A 25,841-nucleotide genomic window follows, 5' to 3' on the forward strand; every position below is an offset into this window, starting at 1 on the left:
GGTAAGTTCCGGCAACTGATGATTTGCGTTGGCGGAGCCTAGCGGCAGCTATATCGCTTCTTAAACCATACTATCAGTCTAAATACTTACTCAACTTTTACCATCTTTGCATACTACATTTTGTCGTGCGGAATGTGGGTTCCAATGGATAAACTATAAGTCTGGAAAATAACCCCAAAATATTTTGTGGTTTACTCAAACAAAAAGTTCTGTAATTATGCGATGGTTGAACCCAACTCAGTATAAAATAGACTATTTAAAATAGTAATATCTAAAATAAGTATGGTTTTTAATTGGTTCCGTCGTCAGTATAATGACAGCTCAGACAAAACTTCAAAGGAGACATCTAAACCTGAAGCTGAAAAAGAACAGAAAGAACAGGCAGAAGATAAAGTTGAATCACAAGCAAAATCAACAGAAGAGTCAGGACAGACAACAGAAGATTATTTGAGTTGGGCTAAAGCAGCTTACAAAAATCTTCAAGAAAAGAAAAAAAATGATTCACAAGAATCTCAAATCGCTACAGAGACCTCTGATGTAGAGGAAAAGCCAGAAAGTCAAACACCCTCAACAGAGACAAAAAGCGAGCCAATCATATCAGATACTCTTCCAATAATAGAGCATATTGCAGCAGAAAAACCAGAACCTACAGAAACAGATACCCTGGTTAAACCAGTTCCAATAGTAGAGGAAACCCCCTCTAGCCAAACAAAACCGACCGAAGAAGAAACTCAAGTAAAGCCAGATTCAATTCTTGAAGAAACTCAAACATCTGAACAACTACCTTTCTGGGCTAAGGCTCAAGCAGAAAGACAAGCAAGGGTAGAACGTCTTAAAGAAACAGCCATAGAAGAACCAGAACCAGAAACTCTTGAGAAAACAACCGTAGAAACTGAACTAGAAGAAATAGACCCCCTAATACTTGATGAAGCATTTCTCTGGTCAGCAGAAATTTTAGCAGCTCAAGGACGTCGCCCAGATCAAGTTTCTGTGGAAGAAATTTCTTGGCTCACGAAATTACGAAAAGGTTTAGATAGAACCCGACGCAACTTACTCAATCAATTACGGGCAATTGTTGGCCAAGGACCGCTAAATCAAGATGCGGTGATGGAAATAGAGTCAATGTTACTGCAAGCTGATGTAGGAGTAGAAGCAACAGACTTAGTTATAGAAACCCTACAAAATAAATTGCGTGAAGAAGTCTTACCCCCAGAAGAAGCGATCGCCTATCTGAAAAGCATTTTAAGAGATATCCTAGATCAGCCATTCAAAGATGCTGAAACAATTAGTCCTGCCTACAACTTAACTTTTGTCCCAGAAAAGGATACTTTGAATATTTGGCTGGTTAATGGTGTAAATGGGGCAGGTAAAACTACAACTATCGGTAAAATTGCTCATTTAGCTACCAAGTCAAACTATAGATGTTTAATCGCAGCAGCAGATACATTTCGAGCAGCGGCAGTAGAACAGTTAAAAATTTGGGGACAACGGAGTGAAGTAGAAGTAATTGCTAATGCAGGAAAAAATACCGATCCAGCAGCGGTAGTGTTTGATGCTATAGTAGCTGCTCAAGTCAGAAATACAGAATTATTACTGGTGGACACTGCTGGAAGACTACAAAACAAGAAAAATTTGATGGACGAACTGAGTAAAATCCACCGCATAGTGCAGAAAAAAGCACCAGATGCAGTGGTGGAATCTCTACTGGTTTTAGATGCTACTCTTGGTCAAAATGGTTTACGGCAAGCAGAAGTATTTGCAAAAGCTGCTAAACTCAGCGGAGTAGTCTTGACAAAACTTGATGGAACTGCTAAGGGTGGTGTTGCACTAGCTGTTGTCAAGCAACTAGGTCTACCGATTCGTTTTATTGGTGTGGGAGAAAGTCTAGAAGACCTCCGTCCATTTTCTAGTTATGAGTTTGTTGAAGCTCTTCTAAGTGGTTAAATATTCAGCACTCTTAATTGTTGAATATTGGTAAAGGTATGGTACTAGCAGTAGTGAAAAAACGGATGTATTTTTCGGTATTAAGTGTAGAAGTAATTAAGGTGGAAGTGTCAGACTATATAATTTTTATTTTCCTATGAGATGATAGTGTTGTTTGGGATATTTTTTAAGTTAAGAATTATCCTTGAAATTTACTTTGAACTACAGGAAATAAAAATAAACAAGCTAAATGTTGATATTTTTTTCAGTATTTAGTAACAATTAGTATGAAAAATAACTTAAAATCTAGCTGTGAAAAAAAATCAATATAGCAGCAATATTATTCATACTTTGACGCTGAAAAAAAAACTGAGATAGACAAATTTATTGTTTGGTAACTGAACCTTAATTATTGTTTGCTCTTCATCTAAAAAATAATATTTATAGCAGAAGGAAGAAGGAAAAATCTTATGTTGTCTGAGTTTTAAACTTTTGAACTGTCCTAACCTTTGCTTCAACTTCTATGTATATATATACGAAGCCTAGAAAAAATCAAATATTGAATATTAATTAAAATTATAGTAGTGATGCTTAATATCATTTTATATTGGTCAAAAAAATATACTTATTTTGTAATATTATTTGCTCAAATTGGAACTAAAAATTTCCCAATAGCAAGAAAAATTCAGCATAAAATTTACAAAAATAGCAATTCAAGCAAAAATCAATAATTTCAAATATCATCTATGAAAAAGATAAACATTAGATAAAAAAAACATAAATTAAGCATTTATTTTGAGCTGATAATTTTTTAATTATGGTAAAAAAAATCGTAAGCATTCAGCCGTCAGCCATGAGCTATCAGCTATCAGCTATCAGCTATTGCTTTTAGTTTACGATCAAAGCAATATTTAATTGTCTTACTACAAAATTTGCTTCCCTTGCCCTTAAAGTCTATTTTAATTTAAACACTGTTCTTAAGGAGAGAGTCTTGTTGGGGTCGAGGTGACAGCTAATAGCTGTTTGCGCAGCATTCCGCAGGAAATGCTTACAAAAAATCAAATATTGAAACTATAAAATTTAGTTTACTTAGGAATTTATCCTGAAGATATTGTGGATAAATTAATAGACTAAATCTCCTAAATTGAGGGAATAAAATTTTATCTAAAAAAAATCAAACTCAAGAAAGTCATAGCACCAAAGCAAATAGCTCAATCAAAACTCTTAGCAAAACAAGACAGAGACAAGATAACAGCAACTAGAGAAACCAAAATTTGTCAAAACTTGAGTTAAAAATGTATAACTAACCATTAAGCATCAACAGACTTTAAGTAAATCAAATCTATATATCAAACAAATGACTATAGTGCCAGTACATCGAAACTACCCTGAACCAACAGACCAAACTACCAGTGAGACATCTTCACAAATAACATCAGTATATGCTCTCAAACAAATGGTGGCGCGTTTACACAAAGAACAACAAAATGTTAATGATTTATTAAGTTCCCTTGGCTTTGCCTTGCGTAGCTTCAATAATCTAAATCAGTTTTTAGAATTGATTCCTCTAATTGGTTGTCGAGTAACCGATGCTGATGGAGGAGCACTGGTATTATTTAAACCCAATGGTCAAGTGAGGTTCCAACAACTACACTGCCAAGAAGGTCGCCAATGTCAAGATATTCGCCAGGCATTAGAAGTAGCAACTCGTCAATTTATTACAGAAACAACCTTACCCGCAGAACTACAAGAAATCTCAATTCAAACCGCTAGTTTGGACTATCAAGTTAGTAACTACCTAGGCAATGATGTTCAATTATTTGGGGCATCAATTCTAGTAAATAACTCAGAACGAGGTCGTCTATATGTATTTAGTCACGACCCACAATATATCTGGACACCAGCTAGACAAAAATTAATTCGTTTAGTAACAGACCAGACCGCAGTAGCTATTGCTAATGATGAATTAGCTACATCCTTACGAGAAAAGGAACGTTTGGACAGAGAGCTAGAAATAGGAGCAGAAATTCAACTGCAACTATTGCCTCCAGAATGTCCAGAAATTCCTGATATTACCCTTGCTGCTCGTTGTCAAACAGCAAACCGAGTCGGAGGAGACTATTATGATTTTATCCCCTCCAACTACGACCAGTTGAATTCCAAAAACAAAAAACAGCAACCCTGTCGCTGGAGTATTGTGATTGGAGATGTCATGGGCAAAGGTGTACCTGCTGGTTTAATTATGACCATGACTAGAGGAATGTTAAGAGCTGAGGTATTAAACCGCCACTCACCAGCACGAGTCCTACAACATTTGAACCAAGTAATGTATGCTGACCTGGAAAGTTCTCATAGATTTGTGACTTTGTTTTATTCAGAGTACAATCCAGAAACCCGCATTTTGTCCTATAGCAATGCGGCCCATCATCCTCCAATGTTGTGGCAAGCTGCTAGTAAGTCTATTGTACAGTTAGATACTTTGGGAATGTTAGTTGGTTTAGAAGTAGACCCTGAATACCATGAAGCACAAGTTAAACTAAATCCAGGAGATACTATTATTTATTATACAGATGGGTTTACAGATGCAGCTAATCAAAATGGTGATCGTTATGATGATATTAAATTGAGTGAAGCTTTCAAGTTTGCGTGTCAAAATTATCAGGAACCACAAAAAATATTAGACTACCTATTTGCTCAAGTAAAACAATTCGTTGGTGAAGGAAATCAAAATCCAGATGATATGACTCTAGTAGTTATGAGAGTAAAATCTTCTACAGCAGAATAAATATATGATTATTAATATAACTTCCACAACTACATCAGGTTTGAATCCGATATTTTATGAGACTAATATTCTAGATTTGTTAGGACCAAAAATATTGTATAGTTGGCAACTTTTGGCTCAACAAGTTGATGTAAACTTATGGTCTGATGTGCAAAAAGCTTGGAGCAATTTTATAGAATGTGGTCAAGTATGGGCACTATTAGTTGGTTTATTTATTGGTTGGATGGTTAAGAGCATTTTGCCTTAATTACATAGCAGAAGGAAGAAGGAAGAAGCTTGTGATGTCTGTGTCTTTTCCTTCCATTGCGATAAAATCTCACATCTAATAGAGTTAAATAGAAAAAAAATCTGTAAAATGACGCAAGAGAAACAAACTTGGAGCAAAAGATTTGAAAAGGCGTTGCATCCTACTATAGCTAAATTTAATGCCAGTATTAGTTTTGACATTGAATTGATTGAGTACGATATTACTGGTTCGGTAGCTCATACAAAAATGTTGGCTAAAACAGGTATTATTTCCGCAGACGAAGGTGAAAAGTTAGTTAAGGGTTTAGAACAAATTCGTCAAGAATATCGAGAAGGAAAATTTCACCCGGATTTAGATGCGGAAGATGTTCACTTTGCTGTGGAAAAAAGGCTTACAGAAATTACTGGAGATATAGGTAAAAAATTACATACAGCTAGGTCTAGAAATGACCAAGTAGGAACTGACACGAGACTTTATTTACGATCAGAAATTCAGCAAATTAGGGCTTTATTAAGAAATTTTCAATCATCTTTATTGGGGTTAGCTGAGTCTAATATAGAAACTTTAATTCCTGGTTATACTCATCTACAAAGGGCACAACCTTTGAGTTTAGCTCATCATCTTTTGGCTTATTTTCAGAAAGCTGAAAGAGACTGGGAACGACTAGGGGATGTTTATCGCCGAGTGAATGTTTCTCCTCTTGGTTGTGGTGCTTTAGCAGGTACAACTTTTCCTATAGATAGACACTATACTGCTGAATTATTAAAGTTTGAAAAGCCTTATGCTAATAGTTTGGATGGGGTAAGTGACCGAGATTTTGCTATTGAATTTCTCTGTGCAGCTAGTATAATTATGGTGCATTTGAGTCGTTTGGCAGAGGAGATAATTTTATGGTCATCTGAAGAGTTTAGATTTGTTACTTTAACTGATAGTTGTGCTACTGGTTCTAGTATTATGCCTCAAAAGAAAAATCCTGATGTGCCAGAGTTAGTTAGGGGAAAAACAGGCAGAGTTTTTGGTCATTTACAAGGTATGTTAGTCATAATGAAGGGACTGCCACTAACATATAATAAGGATTTACAAGAAGATAAAGAAGGTTTATTTGATACGATAAAAACAGTTAAAAGTTGTCTAGAAGCAATGACAATTTTACTCAATGAAGGTTTAGAGTTTAATAGCGATCGCTTAACAGAAGCAGTTTCAGAAGACTTTTCTAATGCCACAGATGTGGCAGATTATTTGGCAGCTCGTGGCGTACCATTTCGAGAAGCTTATAATTTAGTAGGTAAAGTTGTGAAAACTTGTATTTCTACGGATAAATTGTTGAAAGATTTAACCCTAGAAGAATGGCAAAAATTACATCCAAAATTTGCAGCAGATATTTATCAAGCGATCGCTCCTGAACAAGTAGTATCCGCACGTAATAGTTATGGTGGTACAGGTTTTGAACAAGTAAAGAAAGAAATTGCTACAGCTAAACATAAATTGGCAATTTAATTTTATTTAATTGCCAGATTCTAGATTTGAGTTGCTAAGTCTCAAATCTAGATTTGACATTTTACATATCAAAATTTATCGCTTGGAACCTTAAACAGTCAAATGTACTATTGATCTACAGCAGCAGTTTCTTCTGAATTTTGCTCGTTACTACCATTTTCATTATTGTTAGATGAAAACTTAGACGAATATCGCTTAGAAAAAAAACCTGTACCTTTTTTCTTACGAAACTTACGTGCGTAAGCCAGATTACGTTGTGCTTTCTCTTTTTTTGGATTACGGCGTTTAGCCATTATTACCTCACTAATTGACATACTCCCGGCTTTGTCCTTGAACGACAAAACGGGATTCCTAAACCTCGCAATTTAGGTTTCTGCTTCTATGCACCTGCCTCCAAGGCTAAACCTTTTTTTGGTCTTACGGTCGCTCCACAGACTGAAACTGCTAGCCCAGCAGCCTCACTAATTATAACACACCGTTGGGAAAACCAATTAATTTTAAGATTTTCCCATGCTTCCTTTTATCTTCCCTTTTCAAATAGGGGCTATAGGGGATTAAGAGCGCGGGTCTTCAACCAAGATTGAGATAAAGAACAAAGGTGCTTATTTTTAGACAGTTCTTTTATTATAGCAAATACTTGAATATTTGCCTACTAAAAATAAATCTAAAAAGTCAGCAATAAATATAGCAATATGATTTTAGTTGTGAGATATTGGAGACTTTTGTTCTAGGGAATAGGGAATAGAGAATAGGGAAGAAACGAATACATAAGAATAAGAAAACTGCTATATTCTATGCTTTAAAGGAACACCTCAATTCTCACATCTTAATTCCTGATTGCTATATTTTATCTGGAATTACTAATATATTAAAGTATATAGGAATTTTATCTAATAGGGAACAGGGAACAGGGAACAGGGAACAGGGAATATATAGGAAAAAAGTATTTTTGCAAATATGAGATTCACCCGAATTATTTAATTATTAATTATTAATTCTTCGGTCACAAAAACTTATCAAGTTTGTATTAGACATTATGGATAATTGCTATAGCTTTTCTCAAGTTACCGAATTATTAATTATTAATTATTAATTATTAAATAATTCGGGTTTAAAGCCTTCCCTTTTAAGGGAAAAAAAGCGGTCGTTAGCGTAGCTTCCCGTAGGGTGGGATGGATGGGTTTCCTAACCATATCCAATCGACCAAGAGAATAAATAATATCTCCTTATATTCAATTCCGTAACGGTTTTAACCAGAGGTAATTATCAATGATCCATTATCAATTATCAATTAATGAATGAGGTACAGTTGTTTTTCTACTCCCTACTTCCTACTCCCTAAAAAAAAGGAATTTTGTACTTCACGCTTCTTGGGAATTACTATAGTAAAGACAAATAAAATAAATCAGAAAAAAAATGCCAAATAATCCCTATAATTGGATAGATAAATCCCTATCAATAATACATAAAGCTAACTGGTATCGTTCAGTCAAAACCATCGACAGTCTTCCCGGTGCAATCATAAAATTAGAAGGAAAAAAACTCATCAATTTTGCCAGTAATGATTATTTAGGATTAGCAGGAGATCGACGTTTAATTGAAGCAGCTATTCAAGCAACAAAAGAATTTGGTACAGGTAGTACTGGTTCTCGTTTATTAACAGGTCATAGAGAAATACATCAAGAATTAGAACTTGAAATAGCAAAATTAAAACAAACAGAAACAGCATTAGTTTTTAGTTCAGGATATTTAGCAAATATAGGCGTAATCTCTTCAGTAGTCAGTAAACGTGACCTAATTTTATCAGACAAATATAATCATTCTAGTCTAAAAAATGGAGCCATTCTTAGTGGTGCAGAAATTATTGAATATAGCCACAATAATATTGAAGAATTAACAAATCAACTAGAACAATATCGAGAAAAATATCGTCGCAGTTTAATAATTACAGATAGTGTTTTTAGTATGGATGGCGATTTATGTAAACTACCATTATTATTAGATTTAGCAGAAAAATATAACAGTATGTTATTAGTAGATGAAGCTCATGCTACAGGAGTATTTGGAATGAATGGAGGAGGTTGTGTCGAATATTTTAACTGTACAGGAAAAGAATTAATTCAAATTGGTACTCTCAGCAAAGCATTAGGAAGTTTAGGAGGCTATGTTGCTGGGTCAAAAAAATTAATTGAATTTCTCAGAAATAGAACACCCAGTTGGATATATACAACAGGTTTAACTCCCGCAGATACTGCTGCTGCTTTAACAGCTATAAAAATTATCAAAAAAGAACCAGAACGTCGTCTCAAATTATGGCAAAATGTAGAGACACTAATTAATTTACTAGAAATAGAAAATCGGCAGAGGAGCGAGGTAAAAGCAACTACAAAAAAATACCAATCCCCAATAATTTGTTTTCCTCTAAAAAATGCAGCCGAAGCATTAGAAGTGGGAGAATATTTAAAACAAAAAGGTATTTTTGCTCCAGCTATTCGTCCACCTACTGTTAATACCAGTCGCATTCGCATTTCTCTAATGGCTACCCACGAAACAACTCATCTTCAGAAATTAGTAGCAGCATTAATTAATTTAGGTAAGCAATACTAATTTGAAGAATGACTGTAATGAGATTGAACCTATTAATAATAAATTAGATTAATGGATAAACTAAACATTTGTCTGAGTCAACATGGTTCAGCAGCTCAAGATTATATTGACCGAGCTATTTTACTAAATGATGAAATTTGTTTATTGCCAAAATTTGGTTTTCCTCCATCCATTTTTGAGGCGATCGAAAAAACTTTAGAAGTGGAAAAATGGTTTGGTAGAAAAGCATTTGGCCCTGAGTTTGTTGTGAATATTCAGTTATTTGCTAAACCAGCAACATATACCCCAACATCAAAAGATATTGATTCGGGAGTTGTTCAGTTTTTCTTTGAATTAGGAAAACAATGTCTTAATAGCGATCGCTATTTAAACTGTTTTGAAAGTTCTTGGTATTTCCCTTATGAACATGAAGAAGGATATATTTTAGACCAGATGAAAGATATTAGTCAATTTGAGTTTATTGAATGGTTTAAAGCTATTTTTTTTACGGATAGATATGACCCTAGATTGACAAAAAAATCCTCAGCTAAATCTACTAAATCTAAATCTGGTAAATCTAAACATATCAAAGCTTTCTTAAAACACCGTGATTTAATTCTCGCAATAATTATTCCCAAACTTTTCGGAAAACAATCTGACAAAGTTCTATTATTTCCACTTAACAATGGTCAATATGATGAACATTATTCTTTTGTTCCTTATGTAATAATCGGTCAAACTTGTTTAATGTTTATTATGGTAGAATACATTCTTTAAATTGATAATTTAGATTTTGTCTACCCTAATTTTTGAGATTAATTGATAAGAAGTAAAGATTTGCCGTCTACCTTTTTCACCTCTAAGTATTAAGTCTTAATATCAAGTTTTATTTTCAGGATTGAATATTTCTACTGAACGTTCCACATATTCAATGGTGCGTTACGACAGATACTAAAATGGCTCTAGCAACTCAAATTGTAGCTGTCTAACGCACCCTACTAGACTAATGGCTAGCCATGAAACAACTCATCTTCAGCAATTAGTAGCAGCCTTAAAAAAGATTGACTCTCATTAACAATTATCTTTCTTCATTACCTAAAAATACGCGAATTTCTTCTACAACTACATCCGGCATTTGTTCCGGTAAATTATCACCGCCAGAATTAATTAAATGAAGTTTCGCCATCGGCAATAAATCCGCATAAAATTTACTCATAGATAAAGCAATCTTCGTATCTTTATAACCTTGTAAAATCAACGTTTTTACTTTCAAAAAAGCCAATTCTGCTGTCAATAACTCAGCTTGAATTTCTGTCCACCTACGTCGAAATAAAATTTTAGTTCCGGTTGAAGAAAGTAATAATTTTTGTCGAAATTGTAGAATATTCTTAATTTTTGTGTGAGCGCCTAATAACCTAACAAAAGGATATATTAATTGTAAAACCCAACACAAAAAAGAAGGTTTTTGAATTAAGAATCTAAATAACCGCCAACGTGCTTTAACAGCAGCAAGGTTAATTCCTTCAGGAGATATTAATATCACGCCCAATAATTGTTCAGAATATTTGAGAGCATAACTAGCAGCTATCCAACCTCCTAAAGAGTGGGCAACTAAATATACTTTCTCCAATTTCAAAGTAGCTATATATTCAGCCAAAGATTCTACTATTTGATTGATAGAGTAATGAGTAGAAGAAAATTCTGACTCACCAAACCCTGGTAAATCTGGTGCAAAACAATGGTAATCTAGACTCAACCGCTCCATCACTGGTAACCACTGACTACTGTTATACCAAGACCCATGTAGAAAAACTACATTATTTGAATTACCACCAATTTCACGCCAAAACAATAGTCCACCAGACAACTTGATACGAGAATTACGCCATAAAAAGTGCATAACTATGGAATTATAAAATTTAACAGATATCTCACCCAAATTTATATATTCAAGTGAAAATACCTTCAAATAATCCTTTTTTAATGTGAGATTATAGAATCACGAAATTAAGCTAAAATTGTCAAACCAGTAAAATAATCCTTTAATTGTAGGTCGTAGTCGTAGCTAAGATTATCCGGCAAAGATGTAACTTCAAAAGCTTGAACATCACTAATTTCCAAAGTATCTTGAACATTCATATTTCCCCGAACATCAGCCTCAACCAAAATATTAATAGAATGTACTCTAGGGTCTCGATCTGGTGCAGAATATACTCCCACTAATCTACGAATTTTAACTAACTCTAATCCTGTTTCTTCAAATAATTCCCTTTTCACAGTAGTTGTAACATCTTCACCCCATTCCACCATACCTCCTGGTAGAGCATATTTATTATTATCACGGCGACGAACTAAAACTATCCGGCCATCAGGCAAAATTGGGACTACACTAACACCTGTCAGAGGATGGCGGAAAATTAAGCCAAGTACAGTTTGTCCAACTTGCCATAATTGACGTATGGGCTGAGGAATCAAAACTAAAATAGAAAGCACTTTCAATAATTATTTTTGTAGTTTTTTTTGATTTAGGAGCAAATAAAAAGTTAATTTACAAGCTGATATTGCAGATTTTTTTACCTAATAAAGTAAAATTTTTTGCAATTTTTACTAAACACCTTAACTAGCTATCAGCATTTTCCGTACCGAAACGCTTTTTAACTAGGAATGCAGGATTAAGTATTAAGAATAAAAAAATTATTATTACAATTCCTAATTAATATTTCTTGAAAACTATTCTCTCGCTTCCTAACTAAAAGCTTAGTAAAATATAGGACATATTGTAATATCCTATTAAGTAATTTGCACTTAAATCAATTTCTCAGAGACTGTTTGTCAACAAAAGATTAAGTAGGGTGTGTGACGGCACGCTTACCATTTCTGGAATAATGATCGGTTTTACACTTCACGCACCGCGTGCTGTGGGATGGTACATTACGTGACACTAACGCACCCTACGTGATTTAATATTCATTTTACAAACACTCTCTCAATTCCCATCAAAGGAAAATATTAATAAATGCTTAACGGTCTGCTCTTAGTGCCATTAATAGGTGCCGCTATCATTGGTTTTTGGCCAAGCACTTTCTCGCCAAAATTAGCCAGGCAAATCGCTCTAGTTGTGGCCATAATTAGTTTCGTATGGTCTTTAGTACTACTGACTGAATTTAACCCACAAGATCCAAATCTACAATTTGTAGTTTTAGTACCTTGGATAGACTCCCTGGGATTAAATTACTCCCTTGGCATAGATGGTTTATCTATGCCATTAGTAGTATTAAATGGCCTGTTAACTGCTATTGCTATTTACGCCACAGACAAGTCAATCAAAAGACCCCGTTTTTATTACTCCCTAATATTGTTGCTAGCAGTCAGCGTATTTGGAGCTTTTCTTGCTCAAGACCTACTACTATTTTTTATCTTCTATGAACTAGAGCTAATTCCTCTATACCTATTAATAGCAATTTGGGGAGGACCAAGACGGGGTTACGCATCCACAAAATTTCTGATTTACACAGCAATTTCAGGAATTTTAGTCCTAGCTGGGTTCCTAGGAGTAGCGTGGTTAAGTGGCTCATCTAATTTCGCTTACGACCAAGTAGTTGCCCATACCCTACCTTTAGGAACTCAACTATTATTATTAGGAGCAATAGTCATCGGGTTTGGCATTAAAATTCCTCTAGTTCCCTTCCATACATGGCTACCCGATGCTCACGTTGAAGCTTCCACACCTATCTCCGTACTTTTAGCAGGAGTGCTTTTGAAACTAGGGACTTACGGTTTACTGAGATTTGGATTAAATATGTTCTCAGAAGCTTGGGTATATATTTCTCCATGGTTAGCAATATGGGCAGTAGTCAGCGTACTTTATGGTTCATTTAATGCTATTGTCCAAAAAGACATGAAAAAAATGGTAGCCTATAGTTCCGTTGGTCACATGGGTTATATTCTATTAGCAAGTGCTGCAGCAACTCCCCTCAGTATTTTGGGAACAGTATTTCAAATGATTAGCCATGGTCTAATTTCAGCCCTACTATTTTTATTAGTGGGAGTAGTTTACAAAAAAGCTGGCACTCGCGACATAGATATATTGCGTGGTTTATTAAACCCAGAACAAGGTTTACCATTGATTGGTAGTTTGATGATTTTAGGAGTAATGGCAAGTGCTGGTATTCCAGGAATGGTTGGATTTATTTCCGAATTTTTAGTATTTAGAGGCAGTTTCAGCGTGTTTACAGTTCCCACTCTTCTTTGTATGATCGGAACAGGGTTAACATCAGCCTATTTTTTGCTGTTAGCGAACCGAGTATTTTTTGGTAGGTTATCTGAAACAGTTGTGAATTTGTCTCCTGTAGAATGGTCAGATAGAATACCAGCCATTATCTTGATAATTTTGATAGTTATTCTGGGAATACAACCAAATTGGATGTTGCGTTGGACTGAAACTGAAGCAAATACAATGAGCGCAGGTCAACCTATGTTGTCACAGGTAGTTAAAAAGTCAGCGATCAATCCCCTTGCCTCTACTCGTTAACTATTCTGGATAAGAAGAATTTGGAGAAGAATTCAGAATAGAGAATTATTTGTCTTTTTCAGTTATATCATGTCCGGATAATAGCACGATAAAAAAAATTTTTTCTTTCTTATCCCCTATTGACTCTTATCTCATTTTTTATAACTATTCAACCGGACATAATATTATTAGGTTGTTCATAATTCAAACTAGATCATTCAATTTTTGTAAAATGGAATGGGGATAAAAATAATATGAAATATCAATATCTCTTAAGACCAATCCTTAAAAATAATACTATATTTATAGAACACTTCAGTTATTAAGTAATAAGCAAGGTTAAGCAATATTTTTAGCAATTGTAAGTATGAAGTAAAGAACTATTATTTCTTATATCCCAGCTCTTAAGAAAATGTAGCAAAAACGCGAGAGATTTAGTATTAGCAACTCTAGCAAATCAAAAAAATTAAACTTAGGAAAAACAATTATGAAAAACACCATTTTAAAATGTAATAATCATCCACTTTCAGTCTATATTAATCGTTTAAAATCTGGTCAAGCTCTACTAAAAGATACACCAGAAAACGTCTTAGAAGTTGTCGGAATTTTGAAAAGTTATGGCATTGTATTAGATGCCTATTCCAAGAATCTAATTTATATTGCCGAACATCAATTTTTAGAATTATTTCCCTTTTTTAAATACTTCAACGGCAAAATTTCATTAGGTAAATTACTTAAGTTTTGGTGGCACGACCGGATTAATTATGAATATGCAGAATATTGTATGAGAGGAATGTTATGGCATGGGGGTGGAGGTCTCGATAAATATTTAGATTCACCAGAATTTCAACAACTAGCAAAAGCAGTAATAGATGCCAAAATTACAGGAAACTTGATGTTAATGCCACTCAATCAATTATTTCCAGAATTTTTACCAGACATGGTACGTCAACAAGCTTATTACAGTGCTTTAGGTCAATTTTGGCGGGTAATGAGCGACATATTTATGACCTTATCTGATAAGTATGACCAGGGGAAAATAACATCTATTCCTCAAGTAGTAAATCATATTTTATCAGGATTAGTCGCAGCAGCAAATTTACCAATTACCTATGCTGTAAATGTAAAAAGTAAACATTATGAAATAATTCCTGAATCAGTAGGTTTAACATTTTTAATAGATACAGCAGTTCCCTATGTAGAAGCAATTTTCTTCCGAGGCACCCCATTTTTAGGAACAGTTTCATACAATGCTCAAGCTCAACAAATAGACCACGAACAAAGTCGATTTACTTACGGTGCTTTATATGCAGATCCATTACCTATTGGAGGGGCAGGAATTCCACCCACATTACTAATGCAAGATATGCGACATTTTTTACCAGATTATCTTCTAGAAGTTTACCAAAAAACTAATCGAGGTACAGATAATTTGCGAGTCAAAATTTGTCAGACTTTTCAAAAGTCAATGTTTTGTGTAACAACAGCAGCACTTTTAGGATTAGCACCTCATCCTTTAGATACAGAAAATCCAGAGGAACAAGCAGCAAATCAAGCCTATTTAGAAGCGTGGATGGATCGATTTTTAACATCACAAATACAAGAAGTTAATAGTTAGCTATCGCCTATACTTTTACTCTAACTTTCATAATTAATTGTTCATTGTTTGAGGTGAAAAACAATGAACAAACTTTACTTTATGGCTTTAGTAATTAATATCAATATTAAATACTAAAATGCTGGCTATATCTCCCCTCTTGTGAAGTGGGTTCATCAGATTGTGTGGATATTATATTAGGAGTCACCATTAGACATCTCCGATAATTCAACTGAAACCCCTGTAAAAAGGTCGTTAAATCTTAATTTCCGCAGAGGTCTATTACTGTTAGGATATATCAAAAGCTTAAAACTCAGACAACGCAATATTTTTCCTTTTTCCTTCTTTCTTCTGCTACATTATACCCAGTAAAATTGAATAATATTAACAATAAACTGGAGTGATTTTTAGATTGGATTTACCTCTATCTTTGATATCTAGATTAAGTATCATTTTTTTTCATATTTAAATGCTCAACTACTCCGCTTTTCAATACAAAAAAATATAAATAGGGCTTGCTGATTAAATATAAAAACATTGACATATAAAGACAAGTGCCTTTTTGGGAACGAAAAAAGTGCGCCTGTTTCAGTCTAAAACGCTCAAAAAGTTAGTATTTTAGGCGCATAGTTGGGCAGAAAAATCATTCTTACAATTCTTACTCCTACTTCCTCGCTCATTCCCATTTATCCTATCTCCTGTCTCCTGTATCCTGTCTCCTACTAAAATACTTTTTCAGCAAACCCTAAATAATATCAATAGCAAAGAAAATACGGTTAAACAGATTTTTTTTTAAAAGTGCTATATTTGGCTTATAAATTTTTATAAAAAATCCTGGTGAATAAAAAAAGACCTCAATCTATATTATCTATAATCGGCCGTAAAATTATTAATCAAACATCTAGATTATTGAGATTACCTACTATTGATAATTTAGAAGCTCAACTACAGGAAAAAACTGAGCAACTAGAGCAAATATATGCACAACAAAAAGCAATATATCGGGCGATCGGCAAGATTAGAGCATCTCTCGACCTAGAAACAATCTTTCGCACAACCACAAAAGAAACTTGTAGACTTTTAGGTGTCGAACGAGTCTCAGTATATCGTTTTAATGAAGACTGGGGAGGTGAATTTGTTGGTGACTTTGAATTTGCTGAAGTTGGTTGGGATGAACTCGAATTTATATACAAAAACACCGTTTGGAATGATAGTTATCTTCAGGAGCATCAAGGTGGTCGGTATCGCAATAATGAAACACTTGTAGTAAAAGACATTTATAAAGCAGAGTTGTCACAATGCCATATTGAAATATTAGAACAATTTCACATCAGAGCATATGCCACTGCTCCTATTTTTATTAAAAAAAAACTATGGGGTATTCTAGCTGCTTATCAACATTCTAAACCCCATGAATGGGAAACTTCTGCCGTAAATTTTTTGAGTCAAATTGCTGTTCAACTAGGCTTTGCAGTGCAGCAAGCAGAACAACTAGCTGAAGTCGAACAAAAAGCCAAAGATTTACAAGCAGCTAGCCAACAACAAATGATTTTATTCAACTTAATTTCAGAAATTCGTGAATCTCTCGACCTCCATACCTTATTTAAAACTACTGCCAAAGAGGTCAGAAAAGCTCTAGAGAGCGATCGCGTAGGCATATTCCGCTTCTACCCAGAAAGTAACTACTGCTATGGAGAATTTGTTTCTGAAAGCGTTTTACCCATTTATGATTCGGCCCTTTCGATCAAAGTGAATGATTATTGTTTTGGCGAACAGTATGCCATCCATTATCAACAGGGGCGTATGCAAGTGCTGACAGATATTTACAATGCTGATTTAAAAGACTGTCATATTGAAATCTTAGAGCAATTTCAGATTAAAGCACAAATTATTATGCCTTTAATCATGGGTTCAAAACTTTGGGGACTGCTTTGTATTCATCAATGTGAAAAAAGCCGTGAATGGACTTCCACTGAAATTAGATTCGTCAAACAATTAGCAACTCAGTTTAGCGTCGCTTTAGAACATTCCCATCTACTTGCTCAAACTCGCTCACAAGCAGATGAGTTAGGTAAAACCCTAGATGCACTTCAAGAAGCAAATCTCAAGTTAGAACGTCTGGCTCGACTGGATGGTTTAACTAAAATTTCTAACCGTCGTTACTTCGATGAATTTTTAGACCAAGAATGGCGACGAATGGCAAGAGAAAAACAATTTTTATCTCTAATTATGTTTGATGTGGATTATTTCAAACTATACAATGATGTTTACGGTCATCAACAAGGAGACAAATGCTTGATTAAAATAGCTCATGCAGCTCAAGGGGTTTTGAAACGTCCGGCAGACTTGTTAGCTCGTTATGGGGGGGAAGAGTTTGCTGTGATTTTATCAAAGACTGACCAAAGTGGGGCTTGTGAAGTAGCAGCACAGATTCAATCAGCGATTAAGGCTTTAGGTATTCCTCATCCTAGTGGGAAAAAACAAATAGTTACTATCAGTCTTGGTGTTACGACTCAGATCCCTTCATTGGCTCAAACACTCCATACATTTATAGGCCAAGCTGATCAAGCTTTATATGAAGCTAAACAACAGGGACGAGATTGCTGGATACATTTTAGTATGATTTCTGCTTCTCGAGATACAAAGGACTTTTAAGATGACTGCAAATTTTCAAACTATGATGCGATCGCACAAATATATCTCAATAATTTACTCCAGAGGCGTTGGTGGATTATTGTATGATATTAACCTTAATTACTTAGGAGTCAGGAGGACCGAGTCAGGATTCAGGAGAAAGAAATGTACTTTTCGGTCAATTAAGTAAAGACAATATCTAATCTTGCCATTCAAAGAATTACTCTTATACCAAATTCACCCAAAGGCAGTTACATCTTAATTTGTGATTTATTCCTAAAAGAAAAAATTATAAATTCCATAAATTCTCAAATTTCCACCTTTTTTCCTCTTGAATATTTATGTTTCTCTGTTCCCTGTTCCCTGTTCCCTGTTCCCTGTTCCCTGTGTCGTCACTGTAGCAATATTTTATGAAATTGGTATGAATTTACCTAAATTACTGATTTCATACCTCCAATCACCAACGCCACTCTAGAAAATTGCTCTTCAGATTGAATACATCATTTAAGGAACTATATCTATAATTTTAGACAGAATTAACCTGACCTTAAGATTAATAGGTCTACTTAATTTACCGTTCTTAGAAACCTACAACTATCTGTAAAAATCTATAATTTTCCCAATAGCAGTCGTCATTACTGTATTGTACTTATGAAATAGCTCAAACAAGGAAATATCAATCATTAAACCTCTTGCTTCTGCTATATGAAAGAAAATCGCTATAATACCCGCAACTCAATCATTAAACCTCTTGCTTCTGCTATATGAAAGAAAATCGCTATAATACCCGCAACTATCGACAAGGAATAAAAAATATTGTCCAAATTAATAAATTTATTTGGAATAACTGACAACTATGTAGTATGTAGGAAGTTGTATGATACTATGTTCCTCTAGTTATGCTGAGAGTAGTTATTGAAGTGTGAACTCGGTGTATGAGTAAATTTTACAGGTTAATAATTATTCTATTCACCAAAAATTATCAGGGGTATATCAATACATCATCTATATTTAGAGGGGTTCATAAAGTATTAAACTTGATATGAAAAATATATATCCAGGAAATCGTGTGATATTTCTCAAAAGTACCCAGATGGGAAAAAATCTAATGGTACGCTATCTACTTCCAAGTATACTCAGTGTTTTTGTACTTGGAAGTCCTACTGAAGCTGCTACCCTAGAATCTTGGCAGTTTCAAGCAAATCAGAATCGACTATCTTTTACTACTGAAGGAGGTGTTCAGCCAAAAGCACAATTAATAACTAACCCAACTCGCTTAGTTATAGATTTGCCTGGCACAACTTTAGGTGGTATAAGAACTTCTCAAGTTGTCGGTGGGGCAATAAAAGCAGTTAGAGTAGGACAATTTAATTCTCAAACAGCTAGGATTGTAGTAGAATTAAATAATGGGTATACTCTTGACCCAAAACAGGTGCAATTTAGGGGCATATCTCCTAGCGAATGGACTGTGCAAATACCCACACCTCAAAAGATTGCCTCTACTTCAGATATTAACCTTAAACCCCAGTCTCCATCCCCACCACCTCAAAGTTCTCAGTCTCCATCCCCACCACCTCAAAGTTCCCAGTCTCCATCCCCACCACCTCAAAGTCCTCAGTCTCCACCCCCACTACCTCAAAATTCGCCTTTAGCTCCTCGCAGAATAGAGAGACCGAGTAATCAAAATATACTAAGACCAAGAAACCCTGCTCCTGTTAATCAAGTTGCTACCACTGGTACGCCAACTCTTGTAGAAGATGTCCAAGTAAAGCAAGATGGAGTAGTTCTACAAACGAGCGGTAAACTACCAGAAATAGAACTTAAGAAGAGTGTTGACCGTACCTGGATGACCATTGATATTCTGAATGCTACTCTCACAGCAAAAGATGTCAAGTCAAATCAAAGATTTAACGAATCTGGATTAACAATTACTCAACTTACTCAGCTTTCAATAACACCTGCAGTAGTTCGTTTGACAGTGAGTCTTCCAGATACCAAAACTCAATGGCAAGCTCGTGCTTATGCAGGTGGAGTAGCAATATGGCCTCAAGGAGAAACACCACCAACAATTAATCAAGGTACTGGTTTTGCAGTTGTTAAGTCAGTAGAATTGAAAAATGGTACTGACTTAGTAATTACAGGGGATCGACCTCTGAACTATACCAGTGGTTGGGATTCTGAAGAGGATGCTTATGGAATTACTATATATGGTGCTCAGGTTGATGACCGATTAAAGTTACCTGGCCGACAGGTTGGTAGTCCTTTAATTTGGGCAAAGATACGTCAAGAAGATCCAGAAACAGTGACAATTCTGGTTAAGCCTGCTACTAATATTAAAATTGCCGAGGTAACTCAGCTTACTCCACAAAAGTTATCTTTACCCATGGGTTGGGGTAATATTGGCACTACTCCTCCTGGTTGGCGACCAGATCCTAGACAACAATCTTCTAATTCCAGACCTTCAATCTTATCACGGGGGAACAGTTCATTACCCCAAAATTCACCACCCCAAAATTCACCCCCTCAGAATAGATTACCTCAGAATTCCCCAGGAAATTTACGTCCGAGACGGTGGCCTTTTCCCTGGCCTCGTCGCAACGACCGCCGTTCTAATACTACTAATAATGGTAATCGTCGTTTTCCTTTGCCGAATCGATTACCCCAGCGTGATGGACGGTTAATGATAGTTATAGATCCTGGGCACGGAGGACCTACAGATTTAGGTGGAGTGGGTTTTGGTCTGCGAGAGAAGGATATTGTGTTGCCCATGTCATTGGAGGTAGCTCAAATCCTGGAGCAGAATAATATACAAGTGGTGATGACTCGTAAGACAGACCGGGATTTAGATTTACCACCAAGGGCAGAATTGGCCAATCGGGTAAATGCCGATTTGTTTGTGAGTATTCATGCTAATGCTATTAGTATGAGCCGTCCTGATGTTAATGGTTTAGAGACTTTTTATTATCAAAGTGGCCAGGCTTTAGCACAGTATATTCAGAATAGTATGTTGGAAAGTTTCCCCACAATGAATAATCGTGGTGTGAAGCGGGCTCGTTTTTATGTGCTAAGAAAGACTAAGATGCCTGCTGTATTGGTAGAGGTGGGTTTTGTTACTGGTAATTATGATTCTAGGATTCTTGCGGACCCTGTTCAACGCAGTCGTATGGCACAGGCGATCGCTCGTGGGATACTTAGATATGTTCAAGCTTATTCTCGTTAAGATTAATGAGGTGTTAGGTGTTAGGTTTTAGCTGGTAGGTGTTGGGAAAAATACTAAGGTAAGGTATAGCAGTACGCGCTGGTATATTGATAAATTGCAGAAATAGCTAATTGCCAAAAGCTTTATCTCGTAAGCTTTTTCCATCTCTACTTCCTACTTCCTACTCCTAATAATGTAGCACTATAGTTGTCAAATCAAGCATTAACGCAGGAGCTATGGTATTACTGATTCTCCAGTTATACAGAATTCAATTTTGACTTGTCAGTATCACCTCCGTTTAATTAGCGATAGAACTCTGTTCCGCGCTCCGCGTTGCTGAAAATCTTCTTCGTATATTTCTTCCTGTGAAATCCATTCTGTCAGAAAAAACCTTGCTTTTTGAGCTTTTTGATAGGGAGGAATATAGATAAAAAATGTCGGATGTTTAGATAATGTTACTCCAATATTATTTCCCGGTATTAGAAGAGGAACAATTTTTTTTTCAGACAAAAGGCATTGCTCACCTCCACGGATTCCTGAAGATGTTGTAGTTGGAGGTGCGCCTCGATCTAGATCTAGAGGTATATATGTTTGAGAAATTCTCCAGTCATTGCTAATATTTCCGAAGCTAGGTATTGCGAAAGCTGGTCTTTGCACAACTCCAGCAATATTCAATAACTTCATCATTAAAACAACTGATAAAGTAGTCATTAATAATAGATATCTCATATAGCATCTGGATAATTAGTTATCGTATAATTATTCAGTAGTCGGGAGAAAGGATAAAGGAAAGGTGAGAGTAGGAAAAATCTTGAGAGTAGGAAAAATCTTGAGATATTCCGGCATTTTATGTCTGCATTGAATGGAAGTATAGACTGTGACAACTGTATAACTGGATTTCATATTATATAAATTATGGGCGTTCCTGAATAAATGTATGACATTTTAGGAGTCAGGATTCACGAGGTATAAAAACTCCCTTCTAATCCCTTAGTTAGGAAAAATAGCTATGATTTACACTCTTATTTTTGGATCAAAATTTACATTTTAGAAGTTTCATACTTAAAATCACCAAAGCCAATTCTGTAGTTATTTATCCAGATATTCAGTATATTCAGTTCTTATAAACTTCTAGTTATCGGAGTTTATACATGATTTATTACACTAAATTATATTCTTTTATTTTTCAGGATAAAAAAATAGCAAAACCTCCCACTATTCTGTAAAGTATTTATTTTTTGTTCATATAGCAATCCTAAATCATTCGTGAAATTTTATCTTTATCCCTGATGAGTTTAATACCTACCACACCTTACAGCTATCCATTACCCACATCTTTCTTAATATAAAACTTTACAAAATAGACAACTTATGTATAAGTCTTTGAGAGGCTTTTTCCAGAGAAAAGTGCATTGAAAAATACATTTTTTTGAGAACTGTAGACAAGATTCTTACTTCCCACCCTCCCCACAAAGTTTTCAGGAGTTCCGTATAAGGGATAGACCTTATAGACAGACAAATGGGTTTGGTCGGGTGAAAATTCCCATCCACCCTATTCTCAGTTCTAGCTAACTGCTGACTCCTGACTGCTTTACGTCGCCAATCCGACGACTCCCCTACCTAACTCCTAATTCCTGACTCCTTCTTCAATACCTAATCCCCTATTTCTCCTACTTTTTGCAATGCCGCTCTGAGATTACCTTGGTATTCAGATAAAATCCTGTCGCCTTCTTCTTTTTCTAAACCACTCCAATGCATAAAAAGTGCCAACTTAACTGAATCGTTACTTTTATTTAATAAATTTGTGGCCTCATCCCTACTCAACTCAGTTAAATCCTCAATAATGCGTAGAGCGCGATCGCGTAACTTAGTATTTTTCACTGCTACGTCAACCATACGATTACCATAAACCTTTCCCAGTCCTACCATTACTCCCGTTGATAAAATATTCAAAGCCATTTTGGTGACTGTTCCTGCTTTTAACCGTGTGGAACCTGCCAATAATTCTGGGCCAACTACCAGCCGAATATCCACATCTACTTCCACACTAAACTGCTCCACAGGAACACAGGTAATAAAAATTGTTTTTGCTCCCCTTTGTTTTGCTGCTTCTAAAGCACCATGCACATAAGGAGTTGTACCACCAGCAGTAATACCAGCTACCACATCCAAATTCGTAATATGGCGCGAAGCGATCGCCTGACTACCATCTTCAAACTGGTCTTCCAAATCTTCCGAACTACGGACTAAAGCGCCGGCACCACCAGCAATAATCCCTTGTACTAAATCCGAAGGCGTACAAAATGTTGGAGGACATTCAGCCGCATCCAATACCCCCAAACGACCACTTGTACCAGCACCCACATAAAAAAGTTTGCCACCTTGGCGTAGAGCTTCAGTCGTGATGTCCACTGCCTGAGCTAATTGTAAACGGGATGCAGCGATCGCCTCTAAAGTTCGCTGGTCCTCTTGATTAAATAAGTCCACCAGCTCTTTAGAGTTGGTGGACTTATTTAATCAAGAGGACCAGCTAATTGTAAACGGGATGCAGCGATCGCCTCTAAAGTTCGCTGGTCCTCTTGATTAAATAAGTCCACCAACTCTAAAGAGCTTAACCTATCTAAATTCTGACTATTGGGGTTAACCTGTTCTGTCAATAAATGACCTCGTGCCTGTAAATTGTCCATCTTTAGCCCATTACTAATTTAAAAATTATAGATCGCGCTCAAGCCATAAGCCGAAAAATTAGTTCCTGTTTGTATTCATATAGCACGCGAAAGAGTTGGTGTTTGACTTATCAAAATAACATGGGTCTCAAACCCCGCCTTTTAAGGGGAAATATTTTTGGAGAGTTGCTCACGCATCCCCGTTACAAAAATAACTTCTGACTTTTGACTTCTGACTTCTGACTTGCGCGTAGCGCTATAAAAGACCTTCCAGTTGACGCCTAATTCTATCTAAGTCAGGGACGTTTTCACCCTTTTCAGTAATTGGATCTGGAGCTAGTTGCCAATCAGTATTTTCTACATTATTCTCTGGGGGTATCTCCAAAGCACCTGCGGGTATAACTTTCCACTCATAATCTACACCCCTACAAAATTCCATAATTTCTTCTTGCTCAAATTCTTCCACCGCAGGAGAAGGAAAATCTTGAGCTTCTAGCAACACACCAAAGCGAGTGGCATCATCTTCTGATTCAAACATCAAGACCTGATTACGATCGCCACTCTGAATAGTATGAATTCCTTCATTTTCAGTTCTAGCATTAAACAGTAAAACAAATACTCGCATAACTTTTCCTAATGTGAATAGACAATTATTTTGTTTATAGCGCTGCGCGCAGGCAACAGGCAACAGGCAACAGGCAATAGTGGGAATAAAAAGCTGATAATACAAGACTTGTAGCTATTGGACAATTGCTGCAATTTGTAAATATGCCAGCGCACATTGCTATATATTAGTAGATACAAAATAATAATGTGTCTAAATTATAGTCAAGGAAAGGGGAGGGTATGGAGGGTGAGAAGTTTGAGGAGGGTGGAGAATACATTGTCTGATGTTACCATAGTCTCACCTTTCAAGGGGATGAGAAAAGTAAACTTCAGTATTTCAGTGCTTCTGACTTTAGCGGTCGGTACTGATAACTGATAACTGATAACTGATAACTGAAATGACGAATACTCCAGATAATTCTAATCAGCAAACTGATATCTCCAAGTCTAGAAACTGGCGCAGAATAGTAATTATTAGTGGTTTGGGTTTAGGGACAGTCTCTGTAGGAGGGGGAGCAGTAGGAACTTGGTGGTTTCAAGAAAAGTTAGCCCCAATGGTGAGTGAGAATCTCACTAGACTTACACAAAGGCCAGTTCAAGTGGGCGAACTGAAAAAATTTAGAATTGGTTATCTAGAATTTGGTCCTTCTTCTTTACCTCCAACTTCAACAGACTCGATCGCTGCTTCTACGGAGATAGTTAAAGTTAGGTATGCTCTTGGACCTTTGTTATTCAAGACTCTGAAACTTGATATTACATTTGGAAAATCTGAAGCTAATTTACAACAGGAAGCTGATGGTTTGTTTAAAATTCCAGAGTTGGCAGATTTACCACCTCCTCCTTTTAATGTTGATATTACAGCTCTACGTTTCCCGGAACTGGGTGTTAGTATTTTGCCTTCAGAAAAAGGAAAGTCTTCTCAACCGATAATGTTAGATTTGAGTAATAGTGAAGTTTTTTCTAAAGACAAACTGCAACGTTGGTTGGTAGACCTGAATGGGAAAGTTATTGATGGTGGTGGTAATTTTCGGGTTGATGCTGATGCTAATCTCAAAAATTCTGAAGTTAAAGCTGATGTTGTAGCGCAAAAATTGCAATTACCAATATTTGTTCCTTTAGTATTAGCGTTGGAAAATATTCCTGATGTAAGTGTGCAAAGTGGAGAGTTAAATGCAGACCTCCGGACTCAGATTAAATTAAGCGATAACATTGCTGAAGTTGTACAAAATATCCAGGGAAAAGTTAGTTTGCAGCAGTTGAAAGCTAACAGCAGTTTCCTGAGCGACACTGTTAACCTGAATACGGTTGCTAATGTTGCTTGGCCAAAAGTTACGGTGGAAAATTTCAACGCCAACTACGGGAATATTGGATTAAAACTCAAGGGTACAGCACAAACAACGGCAGACTTAGACCCTCAAAATCTTAATCTGAATTTGAATGGGGAGGTTTTACCTGTTAGTTTCGACACTTTGTTTAATACTGCTACTACAGAAATTGATTTGCTTTCGGGTAAAATTGAAACGGCAGAAACTAAGCAGCAACTTCAGCAAATTCGGGGTCAAATTCAGGATATTAGACCTTTATTAGATGG

The 25,841-nt window shown here is 35.8% G+C and carries 17 protein-coding genes and 1 pseudogene; 12 read left to right on the plus strand and 6 right to left on the minus strand.

The window, feature by feature from the left end; translation table 11 throughout:
- The first annotated feature begins 282 nt into the window (after positions 1–282).
- From ftsY to argH, 4 genes are all read left to right on the plus strand, one after another.
- Complete coding sequence (gene ftsY / locus D5R40_RS18025) at positions 283–1,944, plus strand: signal recognition particle-docking protein FtsY (RefSeq protein WP_124146122.1); 1,662 nt, start codon at positions 283–285, stop codon at positions 1,942–1,944.
- Between the two features lie 1,336 nt (positions 1,945–3,280).
- On the plus strand, positions 3,281–4,708 hold the full coding sequence (locus tag D5R40_RS18030; protein WP_124146121.1) for a PP2C family protein-serine/threonine phosphatase: 1,428 nt from the start codon (positions 3,281–3,283) through the stop codon (positions 4,706–4,708).
- A gap of 4 nt (positions 4,709–4,712) precedes the next feature.
- The gene (locus tag D5R40_RS18035; RefSeq protein ID WP_205127456.1) at positions 4,713–4,955 is read left to right on the plus strand and encodes a hypothetical protein; all 243 of its coding nucleotides are present in this window, start codon (positions 4,713–4,715) and stop codon (positions 4,953–4,955) included.
- 108 nt (positions 4,956–5,063) lie between these two features.
- Positions 5,064–6,452 carry an argininosuccinate lyase gene (gene argH / locus D5R40_RS18040; protein WP_124146120.1) on the plus strand — a complete coding sequence of 463 codons (1,389 nt, stop codon included), beginning with the start codon at positions 5,064–5,066 and terminating at the stop codon, positions 6,450–6,452.
- 107 nt (positions 6,453–6,559) lie between these two features.
- On the opposite strand, the gene D5R40_RS18045 is transcribed toward argH, so the two are convergent.
- Positions 6,560–6,745, minus strand: coding sequence for an Asl3888 family RNA-binding protein (locus D5R40_RS18045; RefSeq protein WP_124146119.1), 186 nt, complete (start codon positions 6,743–6,745; stop codon positions 6,560–6,562).
- A gap of 1,123 nt (positions 6,746–7,868) precedes the next feature.
- On the opposite strand from D5R40_RS18045, the gene bioF reads away from it, so the two are divergent.
- Both bioF and D5R40_RS18060 read left to right on the plus strand, forming a co-directional pair.
- Positions 7,869–9,059, plus strand: coding sequence for an 8-amino-7-oxononanoate synthase (bioF, locus tag D5R40_RS18055; RefSeq protein WP_124146118.1), 1,191 nt, complete (start codon positions 7,869–7,871; stop codon positions 9,057–9,059).
- A 51-nt stretch (positions 9,060–9,110) separates the two neighbouring features.
- Positions 9,111–9,815, plus strand: coding sequence for a hypothetical protein (locus tag D5R40_RS18060; protein WP_124146117.1), 705 nt, complete (start codon positions 9,111–9,113; stop codon positions 9,813–9,815).
- Between the two features lie 301 nt (positions 9,816–10,116).
- Here the strand turns inward: D5R40_RS18060 and D5R40_RS18065 are convergent, their stop codons facing one another.
- Together D5R40_RS18065 and D5R40_RS18070 are read right to left on the minus strand one after the other, a co-directional pair.
- Entirely contained in the window at positions 10,117–10,938 is an 822-nt protein-coding gene (locus tag D5R40_RS18065) for an alpha/beta fold hydrolase (RefSeq protein ID WP_124146124.1), read from the minus strand.
- A 107-nt stretch (positions 10,939–11,045) separates the two neighbouring features.
- Positions 11,046–11,498, minus strand: coding sequence for an NUDIX domain-containing protein (locus tag D5R40_RS18070; RefSeq protein ID WP_124146123.1), 453 nt, complete (start codon positions 11,496–11,498; stop codon positions 11,046–11,048).
- Between the two features lie 556 nt (positions 11,499–12,054).
- On the opposite strand from D5R40_RS18070, the gene D5R40_RS18075 reads away from it, so the two are divergent.
- The 5 genes from D5R40_RS18075 to D5R40_RS18090 all read left to right on the plus strand — a co-directional run bounded on the left by D5R40_RS18075 (position 12,055) and on the right by D5R40_RS18090 (position 20,999).
- Complete coding sequence (locus tag D5R40_RS18075; protein WP_124155004.1) at positions 12,055–13,569, plus strand: NADH-quinone oxidoreductase subunit M; 1,515 nt, start codon at positions 12,055–12,057, stop codon at positions 13,567–13,569.
- A 466-nt stretch (positions 13,570–14,035) separates the two neighbouring features.
- Positions 14,036–15,166 (plus strand): CO2 hydration protein CupB, encoded by a 1,131-nt coding sequence (locus D5R40_RS18080; protein WP_124146115.1) that lies wholly within the window; start codon positions 14,036–14,038, stop codon positions 15,164–15,166.
- Positions 15,167–15,982: 816 nt separating this feature from the next.
- On the plus strand, positions 15,983–17,800 hold the full coding sequence (locus D5R40_RS18085) for a sensor domain-containing diguanylate cyclase (RefSeq protein WP_205127665.1): 1,818 nt from the start codon (positions 15,983–15,985) through the stop codon (positions 17,798–17,800).
- 1 nt (position 17,801) lies between these two features.
- Entirely contained in the window at positions 17,802–17,969 is a 168-nt protein-coding gene (locus D5R40_RS37820) for a hypothetical protein (protein ID WP_205127666.1), read from the plus strand.
- 852 nt (positions 17,970–18,821) lie between these two features.
- Positions 18,822–20,999, plus strand: a complete 2,178-nt coding sequence (locus tag D5R40_RS18090) for an N-acetylmuramoyl-L-alanine amidase (protein WP_124146114.1) — start codon at positions 18,822–18,824, stop codon at positions 20,997–20,999.
- Positions 21,000–21,266: 267 nt separating this feature from the next.
- Here the strand turns inward: D5R40_RS18090 and D5R40_RS18095 are convergent, their stop codons facing one another.
- The 3 genes and pseudogenes from D5R40_RS18095 to D5R40_RS18110 all read right to left on the minus strand — a co-directional run bounded on the left by D5R40_RS18095 (position 21,267) and on the right by D5R40_RS18110 (position 24,269).
- Positions 21,267–21,707: a DUF928 domain-containing protein gene (locus tag D5R40_RS18095; protein ID WP_124146113.1), complete on the minus strand. Its 441-nt coding sequence runs from the start codon at positions 21,705–21,707 to the stop codon at positions 21,267–21,269.
- 924 nt (positions 21,708–22,631) lie between these two features.
- A pseudogene (murQ, locus tag D5R40_RS18100) lies at positions 22,632–23,665 on the minus strand (N-acetylmuramic acid 6-phosphate etherase).
- Positions 23,666–23,900: 235 nt separating this feature from the next.
- Positions 23,901–24,269 carry a DUF3110 domain-containing protein gene (locus D5R40_RS18110; RefSeq protein ID WP_124146111.1) on the minus strand — a complete coding sequence of 123 codons (369 nt, stop codon included), beginning with the start codon at positions 24,267–24,269 and terminating at the stop codon, positions 23,901–23,903.
- Between the two features lie 379 nt (positions 24,270–24,648).
- Here D5R40_RS18110 and D5R40_RS18115 point away from each other — a divergent pair.
- A partial coding sequence (locus tag D5R40_RS18115; protein ID WP_124155006.1) for an AsmA family protein occupies positions 24,649–25,841 on the plus strand: 1,193 nt, incomplete at its 3' end.

Source organism: Okeania hirsuta (assembly GCF_003838195.1).
Taxonomy (GTDB): Bacteria; Cyanobacteriota; Cyanobacteriia; order Cyanobacteriales; family Microcoleaceae; genus Okeania; species Okeania hirsuta.

Excerpts from the sequence above, each read along its gene's own strand:
- D5R40_RS18060 (WP_124146117.1), top strand. The coding sequence starts at position 9,111 with ATGGATAAACTAAACATTTGTCTGAGTCAACATGGTTCAGCAGCTCAA.
- D5R40_RS18095 (WP_124146113.1), bottom strand. The coding sequence starts at position 21,707 with ATGAGATATCTATTATTAATGACTACTTTATCAGTTGTTTTAATGATG.
- D5R40_RS18090 (WP_124146114.1), top strand. The coding sequence starts at position 18,822 with ATGAAAAATATATATCCAGGAAATCGTGTGATATTTCTCAAAAGTACC.
- D5R40_RS18035 (WP_205127456.1), top strand. The coding sequence starts at position 4,713 with ATGATTATTAATATAACTTCCACAACTACATCAGGTTTGAATCCGATA.
- ftsY (WP_124146122.1), top strand. The coding sequence starts at position 283 with ATGGTTTTTAATTGGTTCCGTCGTCAGTATAATGACAGCTCAGACAAA.
- D5R40_RS18030 (WP_124146121.1), top strand. The coding sequence starts at position 3,281 with ATGACTATAGTGCCAGTACATCGAAACTACCCTGAACCAACAGACCAA.
- D5R40_RS18075 (WP_124155004.1), top strand. The coding sequence starts at position 12,055 with ATGCTTAACGGTCTGCTCTTAGTGCCATTAATAGGTGCCGCTATCATT.
- argH (WP_124146120.1), top strand. The coding sequence starts at position 5,064 with ATGACGCAAGAGAAACAAACTTGGAGCAAAAGATTTGAAAAGGCGTTG.
- bioF (WP_124146118.1), top strand. The coding sequence starts at position 7,869 with ATGCCAAATAATCCCTATAATTGGATAGATAAATCCCTATCAATAATA.
- D5R40_RS18080 (WP_124146115.1), top strand. The coding sequence starts at position 14,036 with ATGAAAAACACCATTTTAAAATGTAATAATCATCCACTTTCAGTCTAT.
- D5R40_RS37820 (WP_205127666.1), top strand. The coding sequence starts at position 17,802 with ATGACTGCAAATTTTCAAACTATGATGCGATCGCACAAATATATCTCA.
- D5R40_RS18065 (WP_124146124.1), bottom strand. The coding sequence starts at position 10,938 with ATGCACTTTTTATGGCGTAATTCTCGTATCAAGTTGTCTGGTGGACTA.
- D5R40_RS18110 (WP_124146111.1), bottom strand. The coding sequence starts at position 24,269 with ATGCGAGTATTTGTTTTACTGTTTAATGCTAGAACTGAAAATGAAGGA.
- D5R40_RS18045 (WP_124146119.1), bottom strand. The coding sequence starts at position 6,745 with ATGGCTAAACGCCGTAATCCAAAAAAAGAGAAAGCACAACGTAATCTG.